This is a genomic window from Streptomyces xantholiticus (assembly GCF_014651015.1).
GTDB classification, from domain to species: domain Bacteria; phylum Actinomycetota; class Actinomycetes; order Streptomycetales; family Streptomycetaceae; genus Streptomyces; species Streptomyces xantholiticus.
Genome location: NZ_BMWB01000022.1, coordinates 68,615 through 88,432, shown reverse-complemented (window position 1 = coordinate 88,432; position 19,818 = coordinate 68,615). Strand labels below are relative to the sequence as shown.

The following is a 19,818-nucleotide window of genomic DNA, read 5'->3' as shown; positions in this document are numbered from 1 at the left end:
GTGGCGATCAATGCCTCGAGGGCCTCGTCCAGGCAGCCGGCGTCGGCCGGTCCGGGTCGGGCAGCTGGGGACACAAGTCCCGCTCCTCGCGCTCCCTCAGGCGCTGCGCGACGTCGTGCTGCCAGTGCTCGGGCGGCCGACGTCTCCCACCCCGTGGAGGATCGGAAAGCTGCGGTGCCCCATGCCGGCAACTCTACGAACCCGGGATGCCCACTTCCCCGGCTCGCTCGCCCCGCTCCGCACAGCGCCGCGTGTACAGCACGGTCAGCGCGGTGTGCGTGAACGGCAGCGTCAGCAGCGCGCACAGCGACAACGCGAATGCCACAGGCGCCAGTTGGGCCACTGTGTACGCGAAGTAGGTGTTGCCCGAGCTCACCGCCATCGCCAGGGCGTGCGCCGCGCGGTCCGTCGGCTCCGCCGCGTACCGCAGCGTCAGGTACGCCGCGACGGTCAGCGCCGCGAGTGGAGCGACGCAGACCGTGGTGCGCCACCACGCACCTCGCACCAGCCTCCAGGAGCGTTGCAGCGCGGCGGTCGCACCCAGGCCCTCGAGGGCCGCGGCGGCCGGTGCGAGGGCGAGGCCGACGCGCAGGGTCAGCACAGCCGGCACCAGCAGCCCCAGCAGGACGTACCCCAGCACCGGCTCGGCCGCGGGCAGCACCACATCGGCCAGCGACCACAACAGCGCCCCCGCAAGAGCCAGTCCGCCCACCAGCACCCCGCGGCACGCCTGCACCGCCGCCGACCGCCCGGCCTGCCGCCGCGCCCGCCGCCACAGCTCGCCCACCGCGGCGGGCCGGACGTGGGCGACGACGGCCAGGGAGTGCGCCGTGTGCAGCACGCCGAACGCGAACGCGGCAAGGCCCAGCAGTACGGGCAGGGCTCCGACCGAGACCAGCAGCAGCACCTCGGTGTCCGGCACGTACGAGTCCTCCTGCCGCCTGGCCAAGTCGGCCTCCCGCTGCATCTCGGTGAACGCCGGCCGGCTGGCGGCCAGGGCGAGCAGCAGCACAACGGTTCCGGCCAGCGTGGCCCAGGCGGTGCCGCGAAGTGCCAACCGGTAGGCGAGGCCCGGGCGTTGGGCAAGGGTGCGCAGCGCGGTGCGCAGGACCCCGGGGCCGAGCAGCGGGGCTTCCCTGGTGCCGGCCGGTTGCCCCGTGGTCCCCTTCATCCGGGGTGCCTCCCTTGTGTCTTGGTGCGGGCTGCCACTATCCCGACCGAGTCGGGGCGGGGCAATGGCTTCATGGCTGCCCGGGACGGGCAGCCGGTCCTGGTTACCGCCACCAGAGCCTGTGGCCGGTCCTCAGGACGAGATGGGCACCGCCTCGGCTCCGACCGGAACGCGCAGCCCGGCAGGTGGCTTCTTCGGTTCGACCCCGCCGGAATCGATGCGTGGGGCGCTGCTCTTCAGACACGGTTCTGGTCGCGCCAGTAGACGAAGTTCTCAACGGGGTCGGGCAGCAGCTCCCAGGGGTGGGGCGTCATGTGGCGGCCGATGCGCCGGAAGACCGGGGCGGCGTCGGCGCCGCGTCGTGTTCGAGCATCGAGCGCCCGGTGCAGGGGCCGGTCGTTCGGTTCGGGCGGCGCGAGCAGGGGTGGTCGGCGTCGCAGCACCTCGGGCCTCCGCTAGGGCGGAACAGGTGGAGCGCGGGACGGGCGCCGTTGCCAGGGCATGGATGAGGGCGCCCGTCCCGCAGCTGGTGTGGTGCTGCAAAGACCTCTCAGCAGCAGCGACCGGGTCTCTCCAGTTCGCAGTGGGAGGAGCGGATCTGTTGGTACTCGCGCCGTGTGGGGACCGGAGCGTTCGGGTGGTGACGGCGGTGACGGTCGCAGTAGCGGTCGTACTCCGCCTCGCCGGTCAGTTCACGTACGTACCAGCGCACAGCGCCCAGCACCTTCCGTACGGTTCTCATGAGCGCGTCCCCACCAGTTCCTCGGGGCTCCGCTGGTCGGGCACCTCGATGCGGGACTTGACGTACGGGGCCTCGGTCGTCGGTAGCGCCTGCGCGGAGCGGATGGCGCGGACGCACACCACGGCGCAGTTGACCAGGACCGTGAGGACGAGCAGCATGAAGAGGCCCATGAGGACTCCGTCGACCGTGTTGTTCAGCACGATGGTGTGCATGTCGTCCATGTTCGTGGCGCCGGGCAGGAGCTTGCCGTCGTCGATGGCCTGGGCGTACTTGTCGCGGAGGGCGAAGAAGCCGATCTTGGGGTCGTCGGAGAAGATCTTCTGCCAGCCGGCGGTGTAGGTGACGGCCACGTCCCAGGCCAGCGGAATTCCGGTGACCCAGGCCCAGCGCAGCTTACCCCTCTTGATGAGCACCGTCGTGGTGACGGCCAGGGCGACCGCGGCCAGGAGCTGGTTGGCGATGCCGAAGAGCGGGAACAGCTGCTTGATACCGCCGAGCGGGTCGGTGACACCGGCGTGGAGGAAGTAGCCCCACGCACCCACCACCAGGGCGCTGCACAGCCAGATGCCCGGCTTCCAGTTGACGCGGCCGATCGGCTTCCAGACGTTGCCCAGCATGTCCTGGAGCATGAAGCGGCCGACCCGGGTGCCCGCGTCCACCGTGGTGAGGATGAACAGAGCCTCGAACATGATGGCGAAGTGGTACCAGAACGCTTTCGTCCCCGCACCGCCGAACACCGTGGCGAAGATCTCCGACATGCCCACGGCCAGGGTGGGCGCGCCGCCGGAGCGGCCGACCAGGGTCTCCTCCTCGACGGCCTGGGCGGCCGCGGTGAGCTGGTCCGGGGTGATCGTGAAGCCGAGGCTCCTCACCGCTTCAGAGGCGGTCTCCACGGTCGGGCCGAGCAGCGCGGCGGGCGAGTTCATCGCGTAGAACAGACCCGGCTCCAAAATGCAGGCGGCGATCAGCGCCATGATCGCGACAAAGGACTCCGTGAGCATGGAGCCGTAGCCGATGAGTCGGACCTGGGACTCCTTCTGGATCAGCTTCGGCGTGGTGCCGGAGGAGACCAGGGCATGGAAGCCGGACAGGGCACCGCAGGCGATGGTGATGAACAGGAAGGGGAACAGCGCCCCGGCGAAGACCGGTCCGGCGCCTGTGGAGGCGAACTCGGTGATCGGCTCGGCCTTGAGCACGGGGGCGGCGATCACGACCCCGACGGCCATCAGCGCGATGGTGCCGACTTTCATGAACGTCGACAGGTAGTCGCGGGGGGCGAGCAGCATCCACACCGGGAGCACGGAGGCGACGAAGCCGTAGCCGATCAGGCAGAAGACCAGGGTCTCCGGGCTCCACAGGAAGTACCCGGACAGCGAGGAGTCCTGGATCCAGCCGCCGCCGAGGATGGCGAACAGCAGCAGCACCACACCGATGACACTGGTCTCCACGACCCGACCGGGCCGCAGGTAACGCAGGTAGAAGCCCATGAAGAGGGCGATGGGGATGGTCATGGAGACCGAGAAGGTGCCCCAGGGGGACTCCGCCAGAGCGTTCACGACGATCATCGCCAGGACCGCGAGAAGAATGATCATGATGGCGAACACGCCGATCAGCGCGGCGGCACCGCCGACCCTGCCGATCTCGTCCCGGGCCATCTGCCCGAGGCTCTTGCCGTCCCGGCGCATGGAGAGGAACAGGACGATCATGTCCTGCACCGCGCCGCCGAAAATGACGCCGACGATGATCCAGACGGTGCCGGGCAGATACCCCATCTGGGCCGCCAGGACCGGGCCCACCAGCGGGCCGGCTCCGGCGATGGCCGCGAAATGGTGGCCGAACAGGACCCGTTTGTCGGTGGGGTGGTAGTCGACTCCGTCCTCGAGCCGCTCCGCCGGAGTGGCACGCGTGTCGTCGACCTCCAGGACCCGGCGGGCGATGAAGCGGGAGTAGAAGCGGTACGCGATGGCCCACGAACCGAGGGCGGCGACCAGCAGCCACACGGCGGAGATCTCCTCGCCCCGGGACAGGGCCAGCACACCCCAGCCGATCGCGCCGAGCACGGCTACCGTGCTCCACAGCAGGATGGCGCGCGGAGTCAGGCGGTTGGCCCGGTGCTGTGGCCCGGCGGGTTCGGGCAGGGCGGATTCGGACATGGCGGCTCCTCACCTCGGGGGTGTTCGGGGGGTTCTGTGACGATGTGCTGTGCTGCGGATCAGGGTCCGGGCCGGTGATGCCGGCGGCCGGAAGCAGGGTCAGGACGGCGATGGGTGTTCCTGGTCAGCAGATACGCGGCGAGTAGGGCGAGACCGCATCCAGGCACCCAGGCGAGCTGGTACCAGTAGAAGAACGGCACTCCTGCCAGCCGCGGGCGCGCACCGCTGTACCAGGGGACCCACAACAGCCCGGCCGCAGGAGCGAGGAGCAGGACGGCTGCCGTGACGCGCCGCAGCCGGTTGGAGACGAACCGCGTCATGCCGTGTACTCCTCTCGCGTCATCAGTGGGCTTGTGGAAGAGTTGCCGACCTGCCGCAGCCGGTTGACAGCAAATTTCCAGAAGAATTCCCGCGGATTTCTGTCATCCGAACCGGCCATCCGCGCAACTCGCGATCAGGGGCAGGTCTACACAGGGAAGGTCAGCGATGACGGATGCCACCATGGTCGCTTCGTTCCTCGCCGTCATCGGCGGGGCGTCACTCGCCGCCGTCACCGCGCGCCGTTTCCACCCGACCGACCGTCTGCCGTCCCTGGAGGGCTGGGCACTGGCCGACCGCAGCCTCGGGCCCGTGTGGACGTGGTTCCTGCTGGGCGGCACGATCTTCACCGCGTACACCTTCACCGCCGTGCCGGGACTGGCGTACGGCGTCGGCGCCCCTGCCTTCTTCGCGGTGCCGTACACCGTGATCCTGTGCCCGCTCGCCTTCGTCCTGCTGCCCCGCCTGTGGAACGTGTCCCGCCGGCACGGTTACATCACCGTCGCAGACTTCGTCCGCGGGCGCTACGGATCGTCGCCTCTGGCCCTGGCGGTCGCGCTGACCGGCATCCTCGCCACCATGCCGTACCTGGCGCTGCAACTGCTCGGCATCCGCGCAGTGCTCACTGCGGGCGGCCTCTATCCACGGGGTGCCGCCGGCGATCTGGTGATGGTCCTGCTCTTCGCCGGACTCGCCGTGGCGACGTACCGGTACGGGCTGCGCGCCCCCACCGTCATCTCGGCCCTCAAGGCGGTGGCCGTCTTCACCTCGGTCGGCGTCGTGTGCTGGCTGGCCCTGAAAAGCCTCGGCGGACCGCGAGCGGTCTTCGACACGGCCGCCCTCCGGACCGCCGGGGCCGGCGCCGAGAACGCCTCACTGCTTCTGGCCCCCGGACAACAGACGGCCTACGCCACGCTCGCCCTGGGCTCCGCCCTGGCCCTGCTGATGTACCCGCACGTGCTCACCGCCGGCTTCGCCGCCTCCGGCCCCGACACTCTGCGGAAGGCCACGGTCGCGCTGCCCGCATGGACCGCGCTGCTCGCCGTCTTCGGGCTTCTCGGCATCGCCGCGCTGGCTGCGGGCGTACGCGCCCCGCAGGGCGGCGCCGAGTCGGCCGTTCCGATGCTGGTGGACCGGCTCATGCCCGCGCCGCTGGCCGGGCTGGTGTTCGCCGCGATCACTGTGGGTGCGTTGGTCCCGGCCGCGGTGATGTCGATCGCCGCCGCCACGTCCTTCGTACGCAACGTCTATGTCGAATATGTTCACCCGACGGCCACGCCCAAACGGCAGGTGCGCATCGCCCAGGCGGTGTCGCTCACCGCGAAGGCGGGGGCAGTCGCGTTCGTGTTCGGTCTGCGAGACCAGGACGCCATCAATCTCCAACTCCTCGGTGGAGTATGGATCCTTCAGATCTTCCCCGCGGTGGCCATCGGGCTGTTCACCAGCCGGCTGCACCCGAGGGCACTGCTCGCGGGGTGGGCGGCGGGCATGGTGGCCGGGACGGTCATGGTCGTGCGCGAGGGGTTCTCCTCCGTCGTACCGTTCGGGCCTGCCGCCCACCCCATGGAGATCTACGCCGGACTGGCAGCTCTCCTGATCAACCTGACGGTCGCTCTGGTCACCACCACGGTGCTCGAACGCCTCGGCACACCTCGCGGCACCGACACCACCGAACTGCCGTCCCGCCTGACTGCCGGGCGGCGCTCCGAGACGGGAACGAGCAACCCATGAGACGCAGACACGACAGTCGCGCGACACTGCCGTCCGCAACACGGGTCCCGAAGCTGCCCCTGCCGGAATCCGCCGACGGCGTCACCGACGGCGCAACCACCAGCGACAGCGCCACCGGTGAAGTCAGCGCTGGTGACCGCGAGCCCGCGCAGACCGTGACCGACCCGGACGGACTCGAACGTGAGGTGACCGTGGCCCGCTTGTTCAATCTGCACTACGCCTCGATGCTCCGCCTCGCCGTCCTGCTCGGCGCCGACGATCCCGAGAACATCGTCGCCGAGGCCTACTACCAGATCTACCGGAAATGGCGAAGGTTGCGGGAACCCGAAGCTGCGGAAGCGTATCTTCGCTCCACCGTGTGCAATCTGACCCGCATGCGAATCCGCCACCTGCAGGTCGCCCGCAAGCACGCCGAGACCCCGCCCGCTGATTTCGTCGCCTCGGCCGAGAACTCTGCCCTGCTCCGCGCCGATCAGCGCGTGCTGATCGCCGCCCTCCAACAACTGCCGACGCGACAGCGCGAGGCCCTCGTTCTCAGACACTGGCTCGGCCTGAAGGAGAGCGAAATAGCCGCAGCAATGGGCATCTCCACGGGCTCGGTCAAGACACACACATCGCGCGGCATCGCCGCCCTGACCCAGGTGATGGAGGCCCGGCGATGAACGACACCGCCCACGACCGGACCGAACAGCGACTGCGCGAGGCGCTGGAAACCCTGGCCGGCGACGTGCATGCCGCGCCCGACGCCTACCGCATGGCCCGCGGTGACTGGCTGCGCCGTGAACGCCGCCGCCGCCTCGTCCTCACCGTCCTGATCACCGTCGTCTTCGCGCTCGCCATCCTGATCGGCCTGTGGGTCCTCAACGAGAGCCCGTCCGGACCCGGTGTCGTCTTCCACAACGCAGGCCTGCTCGGTCCCGGACTCGACAGCGAGGCCAAGGCCGCGCTCATGGGGCATCTCTGACGGCCACCGCGCGAGCGCAGGTCACTTACTCCTAACAGAATGGGCCACCCTCCGATCTGCGCGAGGTAGGCAAGGCGAGTGCAAGGGAAGATCACTACTCTTCACGAGTGCTCTCATGCGATGAGTTGACTTCACCGGAGCGTGAGCTGTGGGATGCGTTCCCCGAGGGACACCGCGTGGATCTGCGCACAGGTGTGCCCGAGGAGGATCGCGTCGCCGAGGGTGAGCAGTGGGGCCCCGTGCGGACGGTTCGGGCCGCCGCGATCGTGGCGCTCCTCCAGGGCGCGAACACCGCACAGCCGGGCGCCGTCGCATGTCTGAGGCTCGCCGGGGCGAGGATGTCCGGGCACCTCAACCTGGCCGGCGCGCAGATCGCTCACGCCCTCTGGCTCGAGGACTGCTGGTTCGAGGAGGACGTGGACCTCTCCGGAGCGTCGACCCAGTCAATTGCGATCGTGGGCAGCCGAGTGCCGGGCGTGGAAGCCGGATTGATCCGTATCGAGGGACGCCTCGACCTTCGGCGCTCTCGCCTCGAAAGCGGCTCTGCCTCGCCCTTCCACCGCAGGGTCACCGCCTTGTCGCTCATCAACGCCCACGTGAGCGGCGCCGTGAACCTCAACGGCGCCGAGATCACCGCACCCGAGGAATGGGCGGTGTCGGCTGGCGGACTGGTCGCGGAGGGCGGCTTCTACTGCCAGGACGGATTCGTCGCGCACGGTGAACTCCGTTTCATGGGGGCACAGCTGCCAGGCGGACTGCACATGCGGGGCGCACTACTGGAACGCCCCAGCCGGCGCGGTGTTGCGCTCGCCCTGGACAACGCCGTGGCCTCGACGCTCGACTTCTCCGACGGGTTCACCGCGAACGGGATCGTACGGCTGCGCGGCACCCGGATCTCGGACGACCTGACCTTCGAAGGAGCCGTCCTGAACGGGCCGCCCGATGGCCGCGGCCCGTCATTGGTCGCCCTGCGGATGCAGACCGTCGACTTCGACTTCACCCTCGCCCGGCCACCGTCCGGCACCGTGGACCTACGGGGCGCGCAGGTGTCCTACCTCCACGACAGCGACCACAGCTGGCCGGACGTGGTGGAGCTGGACGGCTTCGTCTACGGCTCCATCAAGGTGGACGAGGCAGGCGAGCGGCGGGAGGCAGTGGGACGGCGGGACTCCGTGGCCCGCCGCGTGGCGTGGATTCGACGCGACCCGGGCTACAGCCCCATCCCTATGAGCAGTTGGCGAGCTGGTACCGGAAGGCCGGCCACGACGACGACGCCCGCCGCGTACTCCTCGCCAAACAGCGCCATCGGCGTCAAACTCTGCCCCCGGGCGCGCGTGGGTGGGGGCACCTGCTCGACGTGACCGTCGGTTATGGCTACCGCCCCTGGTTGGCCGGAGTCTGGCTCCTCGCTCTGACCGTACTGGGCACACTGTCCTTCGGCAGTCACTCCCCCAACCCGGTCAAACGAGGCGAAGGAGCCCCGTTCCAGCCCCTCGTCTACACACTCGACCTTCTGATCCCCATCGGTGGTCTGGGTCAGCGCACGGCCTGGTACTGGTCGAACGACAGCCTCCAGTGGCTGGCCTACCTGCTGATCGCCTTCGGCTGGGTGCTGACGACCGCAGTCATCGCGGGTGTCACCCGCGCCCTGCAGAAGAACTAGCTGGCCCACAGCCGTGCTCAGTCGTCGCCAGCAGATGAGTGCGCATCCGAGGGTGAGGAGGGCCTCGTGGATGTCGTCGCGTATCTCCCAGCGGATCCGCAGGCGGCGGAACCAGTGCAGGTGGGCGAACGCGCGCTCGGTGACCCAGCGTTGGGTGATCAGATGGTGCTTGCTGCCCGTCCCGCCCCGGTCGACAGGGCTTCGTCCCGTCTTGGGCCCCCTTCAACGCCCGGATGTGGGAGCCGTCGACCGCCGCCCGGGAGAAGTCCAGGGCGTCCACACTGCGCAGCTTGGCCAGGCCGCGGTGACCACGGCCACGGGATCGTACCCAGCCACCCGCCTCGGCCCACCGTGCGGAAGTGTCATGGAGTGGCGTTGCCGCCTCGGCCGAGATCCGTCAGGAACTGTCGCTGGTCGTCCAGGAATCCGTCCCCGAAGAGCGAGCGGGGGCAGAGGAGCGCGGTGAGCGTGGTCTTGAGGTCCGAGTCCTCGATGGACTGCTTGAGCAGTGAATGGGTCGCGTCCGGGTAGTGCTCGACTTTCAACGCACCGCCTGGGCCAAGCACCTTGTGGTAGATGCGCTGCGTGTCGGCGGTGTCCACGTTGATGTCGTGGCCTGCGAGGGTCAGCAGCACCGGCACGCCGCGCAGGGCGCGAAGGTCTTGCGTGGCGTCCGCTGTGTAGTTCTTGGAGATGAAGCCCCAGCGGTCGGCGGTCATGCCGCGTGGGTCGCCGCGCATGGCCTGGACGTACTCCTCGAAGGTCGCGTGGCGTGCCAGCAGCCGGCGGGTGGTGTCGCTCCTGGCGATCTCGGCAGTGGTGCGGGCCGGCGATGCGCCGTCGGCACGCAGCTCGGCGAGGAGGTTGTAGCGGCCCTGCTGGAGCCAGTTGATCGCGGGCGAGACGGCGATGACGAAGCTCACCGGCGTCTTGGCGGCGATTTTCGGCAGGACCCAGCCCGCCTGGCTGGCGCCCCAGAGTCCGATCCGGTGGCCGTCGATGTCCGGACGGGCGCGCGCCCAGGTGATGGCGGCGGATGCCTCGTCGGCCCGGTCGCCCATGGACTGGTCGAGCCAGTTGCCGGGTGCGCCGGCGACGCCGGGCTTGTCCCAGGACAGGGAGGCGTACCCGGCCTTGGCGTTCGCTTCCCACATGGGCTTGTAACCGTCGTCGTGGGTGGCGTCGACGGGGCCGTCGCCGTGGACGTACACGACCAGGCCGTGGCGCTTGCGGCCGTCCTTGGGGGTGGCCAGTACGCCGTTGAGGGTGTGGCCGCCGTGGCGGATCGAGACCCGCTGCTCGTGCATGTCGTAGGAGTGCTGCCACAGCACCACTCCGACGAGACCTGCGGCCACGACCAGGAACGTGACGAGCAACCAGATGGCGATGCGGAGCCTGCGCCGTCGGGGCTGAGTCTTGGGACACATGCGATCTGACCGCCTCTGCTCGGACCTATGTCCCAACTGAAACTATCACTGCGTACACGGTCGTTGCCAGGATGATAGTTTTGAGTGAGGTTGCAGCGAGAAGGAGGCACCGCATGGGACGGGACGCGACGGGTACCGGCACGGGATCGGTGACAGTCCGGCGGGGCATTCCCGCCGGTGCCGAGCGGCAGGCGGCCGAGCTGTACTGGGGCGCCTTCGGCCGCAAACTCGGCCCCGCCCTGAACCCGCCGGACAAGGCGGTGCCCTTTATCGCCGCCCACCTGAACACCGATCGCGGGGTCTGCGCGCTCCTCGACGGGCAACTCGTCGGCCTCGCCGGCTACCAGCTCGAAGGCCGGGCCCTCACCGGGGGATCGGCCGCTGCCGTTCTGCGCGCGTACGGACATCTGAGAGGACTGCACCGACTCCTGCTCCTCGCCCTGTTCGAACGCCACCCGGCACCCGGGCAACTCGTCATGGACGGCATCGCCGTGGACGCGGGCCTACGCGGCCGCGGCGTCGGGAGCCTGCTCATCGAGGAAGTGGCCGCCGTCGCGACGGAGCAGGGCTGCCGGGGCATCAGACTGGACGTGATCGACACCAATCCGCGCGCCAGGGCCCTGTACGAGCGGCGCGGCTTCACGGCCGTACGGACCGAGCACACGCCCTACCTGCGCGGGCTGCTGGGATTCGGCGCGGTGACCACCATGCACCGCCCCGTCGAGGCGAAGGGACCGAAAGGACTGCGCACACCATGACCGACCCCATCGACATCCCCACCCGCATGCTCGTCCACGCACTGATCCGCGAGGACGGCACGGTCAGCGCGGACGAGCTCTACACCGTCGCCGCGACCCTCGGCATGAGCGACCAGCAGGTACGGCTGTGCGTCAAACGCCTCGTGGCCGAGAGCCGGTTCACCCACGAAGGCCGCGGCCGCAAAGCACTGCTGCACGCCACCGAAGACACCACACACGCCCTGGCCCCCAACGCGGACTTCCTGCGGCACGCGTTCCGACAGGACGCCGGGCTCGCCCCCTGGGACGGCGTCTGGCACCTGGCCGCCTTCGCGGTGCCCGAATCGGCCCGCACGGCCCGCGACGGCCTGCGCGAGACGCTCGTCCACCTCGGCGGCGCCCCGCTCCAGGGCGGACTGTACGTCTGCGCCAACCCCTGGGAACCGTACGTCGAAGACGCGGCCCACCGCCTGGGCGCCCACGGCGCGCTCACCCTCCTCACGACGACGGACCTGCGCAGGGGCGAGACCCGAGAGCCTGCCGAACTCACCCGCCACCTGTGGCCGCTGCAGGAGATCGCCGACCGCTACCACCGCCTCGCCCGCATCGCCCGGCCCCGCCTCGACCGCCTCACCGGTACTGCCGCACTCCCCCCGTCCGCACTCCTGACCATCGCGGTCGAACTGGCCGCCGAACTCACCCGCGCCATGGAGCCCGACCCGCTGCTGCCGCCTCAGCTCCTGCCCCAGCCCTGGCCCGGCACCGAGGCCCGCGAGCTCATCGCCCGCTGCTGGGCAGCCCTGCACGAACGCGACCACGGCGAAGCCCGCCCGGCACTCTTCCGCCTCTACGCCGACATCACCCGAGAAGCTGGACACCGGGCCACACACTGACGACAAATCAGTCGGCGCACATCATGCCCGTAGGGCGAAGACACAGAGACGGCACCCACCCACGCAGACAGACGCCGCGACGAGCGAGACCCTCGCCGGCTCTATCCACGCAATCAGCCAACCCAGCAGGAACCTCCTTCGAGCACGCCGAGCACCACAACCCGCACCAGCGCCCAGGCCCACGACACGACCCACCCCCACAACCACGCCGGCCGCACTGAACCAAAGAACTCCTGACGCCGGCGGACGGCGAGGCGGCCGAGGGTCAGGATGATGCGAGTCCGCCGACGCCGACCGGGCCGAAGAGGATGATCGACTCGCCGACCACGCGGCCTGAGCACAGCCCTGCGCTCGTCACCGGCTCGGACGGTTCTGCTCGTTGACGCGCACCGGCCGTGCATGTTCACTTTGGGAGACTTGCCGAATGCATTCAGTCATCGAATTCTGTCATCGAAAGCGGTCGAGCATGGCGGTAGTGCACAGGCCCGGCGGTCCGAAAGCTGCAACGGGCAATGGGGTCCACGCGTGATGTCGACGCCATCGGCCTCGACTGCCGACGCGAATCCTCTCGTTTCACCGGTCAATTCGCACAACGAGTGGGACCCGCTGGAGGAGATCATCGTCGGGCGTCTGGAAGGCGCGACGATCCCCTCCAACCATCCTGTCGTGGCCTGCAACATCCCGCCATGGACGGCGCGGTTGCAGGGGCTCGCCGCCGGGCTCAGGTACCCAGGCATGCTGATCGAGCCGGCGCGGCGTGAACTCGACCAGTTCATTGCCCTCCTGCGGTCCCTCGGCATTACGGTCACGCGCCCGGACGCGGTCGACCACAGGCAGCGCTTCGGTACCCCGGACTGGTCCTCGCGAGGTTTTTGCAACACCTGTCCGCGCGACAGCATGCTCGTGATCGGCGACGAGATCATCGAGGCGCCGATGGCATGGCCGTGCCGCTATTTCGAAGCCCACTCCTACCGGGGGATCCTCAAAGACTACTTCCGGCGCGGTGCGCGCTGGACGGCGGCACCGAAGCCGCAGCTCACCGACGAACTGTTCGAGGCGGATTTCCGTATCCCCGAAGCCGGCGAGCCCATGCGCCACATCCTCACCGAGTTCGAGCCGGTGTTCGACGCGGCAGACTTCGTTCGCGCGGGACGGGACCTGTTCGTCACACGAAGCAACGTCACCAATCAAATGGGAATCGACTGGTTGCGCCGCCACCTCGGACCCGGCTATCGGATCCATGAGATCGAGAGCCGCTGCCGCACGCCGATGCACATCGACACGACGTTCCTCCCGCTCTCCCCCGGCAAGCTGCTGGTCAATCCCGAATACATCGACGTCGACCGCCTGCCCGACGTCCTCAGCTCGTGGGACATCCTGATCGCCCCCGAGCCCGACCCGATCGGCGAGCGCCTGCTCGCGCTCACCTCGCTGTGCGGCAAATGGCTCAACATGAACGTCCTGATGATCGACGGCAAACGAGTGATTGTCGAACGGCACCACACCAGCATGCTGCGCGCACTCGAAAAATGGGGGTTCGAGCCCATCCCGTGCGACCTACTGCACTACGCACCGTTCGGCGGCTCATTCCACTGCGCAACGCTCGACATTCGGCGCCGTGGCACGCTCGAATCCTATTTCGATTGACCGTCGAACGTAGGAACCGACGCCCCGTACACTGCTTCACGGCGGCGGCCAGGACCACGGCGGCGTCGCCCTCGTACGGATCGCAGAAGCGCTCGTGGTGGCTGACGTCGAACGGCGCGTTCCTCGCGGTGACCTTGCAGCCGGGCTCGACGGTGGTCGCCCGGCCGTCCGGTTCGGAGTGTTTCAATCCGCCCTGCCCGGCCCCGTGGGTGGGACCTTCACCAGCTGACGAGGGGTCGGACTGTCAGACGTGAGCACTGGCGTGTGCGGCTCTGGCTGACACTGAGGGGCGACCTGCCCCGGAACGGCCACCGATGTGAGCATCCGTCCGGGCTGTTGGGCTGCGCATCTGTCACGGTCCTGCTGCAGCCCTTTACGAGAGGGGCCGGTGGGCACCGCCGGGACTAGCCTGTCCGTCACGCCGCGCGGCTGATCATGAAAGGCGCGTGCCGACGAAACACCGGGTCGCACCCGCCTGAGAGCGGTGGCCGGCGATCCGGTCGGGAGGGGGTCCCGTGCCTGATGTACATGACGCACCACCGCCGAGGTCCGGTGACGGGCCGTCAAGAGCCTGGGCGGGACCGTCGCCCTGGCCACCAGCGCCGCCACGGCGCGGCACGAAGATCAGCCCCGCCAAGCCGGCCGCGGCGAGCGTCGCGACCCTGGTGTGTGCGCTGGCCACCGGGGTGTTCAGTGCGTCTCTGCTGGGCGACGGCGCAGGCCTGAATCTGCTGATCGTCGCCGTGCCCGCGGCGCTCGGCGCGTATTTCGCCGCCCGGGCCGCCGGCCGCAGACTGCGCCCGTGGACCTTGGTGTGGGCGCTCGGTGGCGTCGCGCTGCTCGCCGTGCCCGCCCTGCGTGACGCCGGCTGGCCGACGTTCCTCGCCGTCGTGTCGTCGCTGGCCCTCGCGTCCCTGGCGCTGAACGGCGGCCGGACCTGGGTGGGCGTGCTGCTGGGCCCGCTCGGCCTGCCCGGCTCGCTCGGCACCGGCATGGCCTGGGGATGGAGTGGACTGCGTACCCACGCCGCTGCCTCGAACGGGCGGGTGGCGCCGGTGCTGCGGACCGGCGCGGTGGCGGCGTTGCTGGTGATCGTGTTCGGAGCACTGTTCGCCGGAGCGGACGCGGCCTTCGCCGATCTTCTCGGTGGCCTGATCCCGGATGCCTCGGTCGCCGACGGCCCCTGGCGTTTCCTGCTCCTCCTGCTCGGCCTGGTCGGCGCGCTCGCGGCGGCACGCCTCGCGGCCGCCCCCGTGCGATGGGACCGTCTCGAGATACGCCCCGGCCGCGCCCGGTCCCGGTGGGAATGGGCGCTGCCGCTCGTCGTGCTCAACCTGCTCTTCGCCGCGTTCATCGCCGTCCAGCTCGCCGTTCTCTTCGGCGGCTACGACAAGGTGCTCAGCGAGACCGGTCTGACCTACTCCGAATACGCTCGCCAGGGCTTCTGGCAGCTGCTGTTCGCGACCCTGCTGACGCTGGCCGTGATCGCCTTGGCCACCCGCTGGGCCCCACGCTCGACCGCGGGCGATCGCACCCTGGTGCGCGCCGTCCTCGGGGCGCTGTGCGTGCTCACTCTGGTCGTGGTGGCGTCGGCGCTGCGCCGGATGGACCTGTACGTCGACGCCTACGGACTGACGCGGCTGCGGGTGTCCGTCGCAGCCATGGAGTTGTGGCTCGGAGTGGTGATCGTCCTCATCATGATGGCCGGGGCGTACGGCGTGAAGTGGCTGCCCCGTGCCGTAGCGGCGAGTGGCGCGGCGGCCGTGCTCGCGTTCGGCCTCGCCTCACCGGACGGCCTCGTCGCCGAACGCAACGTACAGCGCTACGAGCGCACCGGAAAGATCGATATCGACTATCTCCAGGAGCTGTCCGCGGATGCCGTTCCGGCCCTCGACGGTCTGCCGGAGCCGCTGCGCGCCTGTGCGCTGGAGGAGATCGCACGCGATCTGGAGGAGACGGACGACTCCTGGTACGCCACGAGTTGGGGCGAGCACAGGGCGCGCAGCATCCTGGCCGAGCACGGCGTCGCCGACGAGGCGTTGTGCGACGCGATCGACTCCGACCGCTTCGGCGAGTACGGCGAGTGGGAGCAGTCGGGCGAACTCGGCCCGTCCGACGACTACTGAGAGGGCGCAGACCCCGCCCGCCCGAAGCCGAGCGGAGCCTGGGTACCGGCCGCCCCTTCGTGCCGGTCCGTACCCGGGCCGCTGCGGCTACGCGGCAGGGCCGCCCCGCGCCCGCTGTCCCGCCGAGTGCCTCCGGGTCGCTCTGGCATGCCCGGATGACGAACACTGCGGCCAGGCCGACCAACGCCCGCACCAGCGCGGAACGCCGTGGCGCCCGTACGCATCCGCTGTCGCTCGCACATGCGGCGAAGCTTCAGTCACGAGCGAGGACACCAGAGCCTCCCTTGTCGCGCTGACGAACCGCCCCACCGGCACAGGGTCATACAGCCGTGGGCAGATCCGCCGTCCGGGCACGGGCCCCGGCGGGGAGCGCCACCGCACGCCTGTCCGGGCGCTCCGAGGGGACCGCAGGTTCGTACGCAGGCACGGGACAGCACGACGCGGGGCCACGCTGAGGCACGGCGACGTCAGCCCTGCAAGCCGCGCCGGGTCATGGGTGGCCCGGAAAGGGGAGTGAGAGCGGAGGTGCTCCTGGCGTGGCGGATGCGCTCTGCTGCAACGCCGACGCAAAGGTGCCGTAGGCCTCGTCGACATGCCCGGGCCCTGCTGCTGGAGTCCCCGCTTCAGCCCGCCACGGGGGCGTCGTCCAGCACGTACGTCTGGATGGCGGTGACCGCGGCGCCGCGGGCCCACTGGGTGAAGTCGCTGGGACGGATGTCCAGGTCGAGCGGGGCGAAGCCCGGGTCGCGGTCGGCTCGTACGCCCTCGTCGACCGCTGCGCGGGCCACCTCCGCCAGGCGGATCCCTTCACCAGTGAGAACGATCTTCTGGACCAGTGTGAAGTTGGCGGCGGCGGCGATGAGGCGGCCGAGCGCGCGGCCGGCCGCGGTGATGACCGGTTCGGCGACCCGGTCACCGCTTGCGGCGAGGTCGAGGCACTCGTCATAGGTCACCGATCGGCGCAGTCCGACGGAGACGGCGGCGCAGATGGAGGAATGCGCCAGCATGGCGGTGGCACACCCTCGGTGGCCGCTGGGACACAGCGGCCCCAGGGGGTCCAGGGGGTAGTGGCCGAGCAGTCCGAAACCGGCATCCGGGCTGTCGACGATCGTGTCGTGGATGACCAGGCCGTAGCCCACTCCCGCGCCGATGGTGACGACGGCGAAGCGATCGTGGCCGCGGGCGGCTCCGAACCAGTGCTCGGCCCGGGTCAGCGCCAGAAGGTCGTTGTCCACGGCAGTGGGGAACCCGAGGGCGTCGGTGAGGAGCCGGCCGAGGGGGACATCCTCGAACCATTCCAGGAACGGCGCGGCCGTGACGGTCGCGTGATGCGCGACCCGCCCGCCGAGACACACTCCGGCCGCGGTGATCGGCGGGCCCCCTGCGGCAAGTTCGCCGGTCAGGGTCCGGACGGTGTCCACCACGGAGTCAGGGTCACGGCCGGGCAGCGCGGCGTGCGCGGAGGCGATCACTTCGGCACGCAGTGTCGTGATGACGACGTGGACCTCGTCGCTGGTGACCTTCGCGCCGACGAAGTGGTGCGCGGTGGGGTTGATGTCCAGCGGCCGTATCGGGCGGCCCGTCCGGGCCTCGCGGCTGGTGCCCACCTCCACGAGCAGGCCGCTGTCGATGAGGGGCTTGGCGAGCCGGGTGAGGCTGCCGGCCGACAAGCCCAGGCGCCTTGCGATTTCACTGCGGGGAGCCGGGCCGCGCAGCAGGACTTCGAGGGCGACGGCACGGCTGGCGCCGGCGAGCGGGTTCGACGGCGCTGGCGTGGCATCCACCGTGCGGTCCTCCATGGAGTTGTGACAGGCGGCAGGTGAGGTGTTCATCGTGCCACGCGAGCCATGGATTCCGTAATGAAAGTAATCTACGCGGCTTCCCGGCGTTTCAGCAACGCAAAATTCGCGTTTCCAGGGGGTTGACGCGACATGCCTTCCGCTCTGAAAGTAACCCCCAGGAGCTGACAGCTCGCTCCTCCTGGACACCGTCCGTGGGTGTCCGGCGTTCTCAGTGCTCTCTCAAGGGATCCTCCATGGCTGAGCGTCTCCATGACGACTACCTCCATCTGCGCGCCGCAGGCATGAGCCTGGTCCTGGACTGCACCGAGGGTCTGCTGCCTCGTGTCCTCCACTGGGGCGCGGACCTCGGAGAGCTGACCGACGACGCTCTGGCCGCGTTGACCCTGGTCGAGGCGACACAGATCATGTCCAACACGCTGGACGCCGCTGCACAGGTCAGCGTCCTGCCCCAGCAGTCCGCCGGCTGGCTCGGCACCGCGGGACTCACCGGTCACCGGGACGGCAGGGACTTCTCCACCGCCTTCACCGTCCGCTCCGTGCAGGCCGACCGCGTGCAGGCCGATTCCGGCAAGAGCCCCGTGCGGCACCGAGTGGCCGTCGACGCCGTCGACCCCTCAGCCGGTCTGGCGCTGGCCCTGGAGCTCGAGGTCACCGGTTCGGGACTCGTACGGCAGCGGGCCACCCTCACCAATGAAGGCGACGGCCCGTACACGCTTGACGGCCTCCTCCTTGCCCTTCCGGTACCCGGCCAGGCCACCGAACTCCTCGACCTCACCGGGCGGCACCTGCGTGAACGCGCCCCGCAGCGCCACGAGTTCACGCTCGGTACCCATCTTCGGGAGAACTGGAGAGGCCGCACCGGCACCGACGCCACCCTGGTGCACGTCGCGGGCGAGGCCGGTTTCGGCTTCCGCACCGGCGAGGTATGGGGACTGCACGTCGCCTGGAGCGGAAACCACCGCTCGCTGGCCGAGCGAACCCCCGCGGGAATCCGCCTGCTGGGCGGCGGTGAAGGCCTGCTGCCCGGCGAAGTCCGGCTCACCACCCGCGAGTCCTACACCTCCCCGTGGATCTACGGCTCTTACGGACAGGGCCTGGACGAGCTCGCCGGGCGCTTCCACGGCTATCTGCGGGACCGCGCACACCATCCCCGTACGCCCCGCCCCGTCACCCTCAACACCTGGGAAGCCGTCTACTTCCAGCAGGACCTGACCAAGCTGAAGGCCCTTGCCGACGCGGCCGCCGAGGTCGGTGCGGAACGCTTCGTACTCGACGACGGCTGGTTCCTGGGCCGCCGGGACGACACCGCAGGGCTCGGCGACTGGTACGTCGACAAGGACGTCTGGCCCGAGGGGCTGCATCCGCTGGTGGAGCACGTGCGCTCGCTGGGCCTTCAGTTCGGCCTGTGGTTCGAGCCGGAGATGGTCAACCCCGACTCCGATCTCGCCCGCGCCCACCCCGAGTGGATCCTGGCCACAGGCGGCCGCACCCCACCCCTCTCCCGCCACCAGCAGGTTCTCGACCTCGGCCACCCAGAGGCGTACGCCCATCTCCTCGAGCGCCTGGACGCCCTCGTCGCGGAGTACGGCATCGACTACATCAAGTGGGACCACAACCGGGACCTCGTCGACGCCGGACACAGCCCGCTCGGCACAGCCGGGGTCCACGCACAGACAACCGCCGTGTACCGGCTCATCGACGAACTCCGCATGCGCCACCCCGATGTGGAGATCGAGTCCTGCTCCTCCGGCGGTGGACGCGTCGACCTGGGCATCCTGGAGCGAACCGACCGGGTGTGGACCAGCGACTGCCTCGATGCCCTGGAACGTCAGCAGATCCAGCGCTGGACCGGCCTCCTCCTGCCGCCCGAACTCCTCGGCGCCCACGTCGGGTCCCCCGTCGCCCACACCACCGGCCGTACCCACACCCTTGACTTCCGGGCCGGAACGGCCCTGTTCGGACACTTCGGAATCGAGTGGGACCTCACGCTCGCCTCCACCGAGGACCGCGCCCGGATCGCGGAGTGGGTGGCGGCGTACAAGAAGCTGCGCCCCCTGCTGCATTCGGGCACCGTCGTTCACGCCGACCACCCCGATCCCGCCCTGTGGCTGCACGGCGTCGTCGCACCCGACCGGTCCCGTGCCGTCTACGCAGTGGTTCAGGCAGCCACCAGCGTGCAGTCCCCGCCCGGGCCCGTCCGGCTGCCCGGCCTCGACCCCGACGCGGTCTACCACCTCTGCCCGCTTCGACCCGGAGACCGGCCCGAGGGTCCCACCGACTCGCCACTGCCCTGGTGGCACACCGACGATGTGCAACTGACCGGCCGCGTCCTCGGCACCCTCGGCATCCAGGCGCCCGCGCTCCACCCGGAGCGCACGGTCCTCATCCAAGCCCGCCGCGTCTGACCCACCAGCCACCGCGCACCCGGCGTCAGGCACCTCGGC

At 69.8% G+C, this 19,818-nt stretch carries 15 protein-coding genes and 2 pseudogenes; 9 read left to right on the top strand and 8 right to left on the bottom strand.

Annotated elements, in window-relative coordinates:
* Nucleotides 1-193: 193 nt before the first annotated feature.
* The 5 genes from IE198_RS26875 to IE198_RS26855 all read right to left on the bottom strand — a co-directional run bounded on the left by IE198_RS26875 (nucleotide 194) and on the right by IE198_RS26855 (nucleotide 4,386).
* Nucleotides 194-1,171 carry a hypothetical protein gene (locus tag IE198_RS26875; protein ID WP_189891053.1) on the bottom strand — a complete coding sequence of 326 codons (978 nt, stop codon included), beginning with the start codon at nucleotides 1,169-1,171 and terminating at the stop codon, nucleotides 194-196.
* A gap of 236 nt (nucleotides 1,172-1,407) precedes the next feature.
* Entirely contained in the window at nucleotides 1,408-1,614 is a 207-nt protein-coding gene (locus IE198_RS26870) for a hypothetical protein (RefSeq protein WP_189891146.1), read from the bottom strand.
* A 107-nt stretch (nucleotides 1,615-1,721) separates the two neighbouring features.
* Nucleotides 1,722-1,913 carry a CstA-like transporter-associated (seleno)protein gene (locus tag IE198_RS26865; RefSeq protein WP_189891051.1) on the bottom strand — a complete coding sequence of 64 codons (192 nt, stop codon included), beginning with the start codon at nucleotides 1,911-1,913 and terminating at the stop codon, nucleotides 1,722-1,724.
* Nucleotides 1,910-4,066: a carbon starvation CstA family protein gene (locus IE198_RS26860; RefSeq protein WP_189891049.1), complete on the bottom strand. Its 2,157-nt coding sequence runs from the start codon at nucleotides 4,064-4,066 to the stop codon at nucleotides 1,910-1,912. The genes IE198_RS26865 and IE198_RS26860 overlap by 4 nt, the downstream gene beginning before the upstream one ends.
* A gap of 59 nt (nucleotides 4,067-4,125) precedes the next feature.
* Nucleotides 4,126-4,386, bottom strand: a complete 261-nt coding sequence (locus tag IE198_RS26855; protein ID WP_189891047.1) for a DUF3311 domain-containing protein — start codon at nucleotides 4,384-4,386, stop codon at nucleotides 4,126-4,128.
* Nucleotides 4,387-4,552: 166 nt separating this feature from the next.
* On the opposite strand from IE198_RS26855, the gene IE198_RS26850 reads away from it, so the two are divergent.
* The 4 genes and pseudogenes from IE198_RS26850 to IE198_RS26835 all read left to right on the top strand — a co-directional run bounded on the left by IE198_RS26850 (nucleotide 4,553) and on the right by IE198_RS26835 (nucleotide 8,742).
* Nucleotides 4,553-6,115 carry a sodium:solute symporter family protein gene (locus IE198_RS26850; RefSeq protein ID WP_189891045.1) on the top strand — a complete coding sequence of 521 codons (1,563 nt, stop codon included), beginning with the start codon at nucleotides 4,553-4,555 and terminating at the stop codon, nucleotides 6,113-6,115.
* Nucleotides 6,112-6,777: a sigma-70 family RNA polymerase sigma factor gene (locus tag IE198_RS26845; protein ID WP_189891043.1), complete on the top strand. Its 666-nt coding sequence runs from the start codon at nucleotides 6,112-6,114 to the stop codon at nucleotides 6,775-6,777. Before IE198_RS26850 ends, IE198_RS26845 begins: the two co-directional genes overlap by 4 nt.
* Nucleotides 6,774-7,079 (top strand): hypothetical protein, encoded by a 306-nt coding sequence (locus tag IE198_RS26840; protein ID WP_189891041.1) that lies wholly within the window; start codon nucleotides 6,774-6,776, stop codon nucleotides 7,077-7,079. The genes IE198_RS26845 and IE198_RS26840 overlap by 4 nt, the downstream gene beginning before the upstream one ends.
* A 107-nt stretch (nucleotides 7,080-7,186) precedes the next feature.
* Nucleotides 7,187-8,742: pseudogene (locus IE198_RS26835) on the top strand (oxidoreductase).
* A gap of 18 nt (nucleotides 8,743-8,760) precedes the next feature.
* Here the strand turns inward: IE198_RS26835 and IE198_RS35565 are convergent.
* Nucleotides 8,761-9,091: pseudogene (locus tag IE198_RS35565) on the bottom strand (hypothetical protein); the annotation flags it as partial.
* Between the two features lie 13 nt (nucleotides 9,092-9,104).
* Complete coding sequence (locus IE198_RS26830; RefSeq protein WP_189891039.1) at nucleotides 9,105-10,169, bottom strand: alpha/beta hydrolase family protein; 1,065 nt, start codon at nucleotides 10,167-10,169, stop codon at nucleotides 9,105-9,107.
* A gap of 113 nt (nucleotides 10,170-10,282) precedes the next feature.
* Between IE198_RS26830 and IE198_RS26825 the strand changes: the two genes are divergently transcribed.
* The 4 genes from IE198_RS26825 to IE198_RS26810 all read left to right on the top strand — a co-directional run bounded on the left by IE198_RS26825 (nucleotide 10,283) and on the right by IE198_RS26810 (nucleotide 15,572).
* The gene (locus IE198_RS26825) at nucleotides 10,283-10,927 is read left to right on the top strand and encodes a GNAT family N-acetyltransferase (RefSeq protein WP_189891037.1); all 645 of its coding nucleotides are present in this window, start codon (nucleotides 10,283-10,285) and stop codon (nucleotides 10,925-10,927) included.
* Complete coding sequence (locus IE198_RS26820) at nucleotides 10,924-11,799, top strand: PaaX family transcriptional regulator C-terminal domain-containing protein (RefSeq protein WP_189891035.1); 876 nt, start codon at nucleotides 10,924-10,926, stop codon at nucleotides 11,797-11,799. The genes IE198_RS26825 and IE198_RS26820 overlap by 4 nt, the downstream gene beginning before the upstream one ends.
* A 528-nt stretch (nucleotides 11,800-12,327) precedes the next feature.
* Nucleotides 12,328-13,446 carry an amidinotransferase gene (locus IE198_RS26815; RefSeq protein ID WP_189891139.1) on the top strand — a complete coding sequence of 373 codons (1,119 nt, stop codon included), beginning with the start codon at nucleotides 12,328-12,330 and terminating at the stop codon, nucleotides 13,444-13,446.
* A 515-nt stretch (nucleotides 13,447-13,961) separates the two neighbouring features.
* Nucleotides 13,962-15,572 (top strand): DUF4153 domain-containing protein, encoded by a 1,611-nt coding sequence (locus tag IE198_RS26810; RefSeq protein WP_373299985.1) that lies wholly within the window; start codon nucleotides 13,962-13,964, stop codon nucleotides 15,570-15,572.
* Between the two features lie 623 nt (nucleotides 15,573-16,195).
* On the opposite strand, the gene IE198_RS26805 is transcribed toward IE198_RS26810, so the two are convergent.
* Nucleotides 16,196-17,404: an ROK family transcriptional regulator gene (locus tag IE198_RS26805; protein WP_229834359.1), complete on the bottom strand. Its 1,209-nt coding sequence runs from the start codon at nucleotides 17,402-17,404 to the stop codon at nucleotides 16,196-16,198.
* Between the two features lie 203 nt (nucleotides 17,405-17,607).
* Here IE198_RS26805 and IE198_RS26800 point away from each other — a divergent pair, with 203 nt between their 5' ends.
* Complete coding sequence (locus tag IE198_RS26800) at nucleotides 17,608-19,779, top strand: alpha-galactosidase (RefSeq protein WP_189891033.1); 2,172 nt, start codon at nucleotides 17,608-17,610, stop codon at nucleotides 19,777-19,779.
* Nucleotides 19,780-19,818: the final 39 nt, after the last annotated feature.

What these genes read in the sequence shown, in the direction of transcription:
- IE198_RS26875 (WP_189891053.1), bottom strand. Translation starts at nt 1,171, where the DNA reads ATGAAGGGGACCACGGGGCAACCGGCCGGCACCAGGGAAGCCCCGCTG.
- IE198_RS26865 (WP_189891051.1), bottom strand. Translation starts at nt 1,913, where the DNA reads ATGAGAACCGTACGGAAGGTGCTGGGCGCTGTGCGCTGGTACGTACGT.
- IE198_RS26860 (WP_189891049.1), bottom strand. Translation starts at nt 4,066, where the DNA reads ATGTCCGAATCCGCCCTGCCCGAACCCGCCGGGCCACAGCACCGGGCC.
- IE198_RS26855 (WP_189891047.1), bottom strand. Translation starts at nt 4,386, where the DNA reads ATGACGCGGTTCGTCTCCAACCGGCTGCGGCGCGTCACGGCAGCCGTC.
- IE198_RS26850 (WP_189891045.1), top strand. Translation starts at nt 4,553, where the DNA reads ATGACGGATGCCACCATGGTCGCTTCGTTCCTCGCCGTCATCGGCGGG.
- IE198_RS26845 (WP_189891043.1), top strand. Translation starts at nt 6,112, where the DNA reads ATGAGACGCAGACACGACAGTCGCGCGACACTGCCGTCCGCAACACGG.
- IE198_RS26840 (WP_189891041.1), top strand. Translation starts at nt 6,774, where the DNA reads ATGAACGACACCGCCCACGACCGGACCGAACAGCGACTGCGCGAGGCG.
- IE198_RS26830 (WP_189891039.1), bottom strand. Translation starts at nt 10,169, where the DNA reads ATGTGTCCCAAGACTCAGCCCCGACGGCGCAGGCTCCGCATCGCCATC.
- IE198_RS26825 (WP_189891037.1), top strand. Translation starts at nt 10,283, where the DNA reads ATGGGACGGGACGCGACGGGTACCGGCACGGGATCGGTGACAGTCCGG.
- IE198_RS26820 (WP_189891035.1), top strand. Translation starts at nt 10,924, where the DNA reads ATGACCGACCCCATCGACATCCCCACCCGCATGCTCGTCCACGCACTG.
- IE198_RS26815 (WP_189891139.1), top strand. Translation starts at nt 12,328, where the DNA reads ATGTCGACGCCATCGGCCTCGACTGCCGACGCGAATCCTCTCGTTTCA.
- IE198_RS26805 (WP_229834359.1), bottom strand. Translation starts at nt 17,404, where the DNA reads ATGAACACCTCACCTGCCGCCTGTCACAACTCCATGGAGGACCGCACG.
- IE198_RS26800 (WP_189891033.1), top strand. Translation starts at nt 17,608, where the DNA reads ATGGCTGAGCGTCTCCATGACGACTACCTCCATCTGCGCGCCGCAGGC.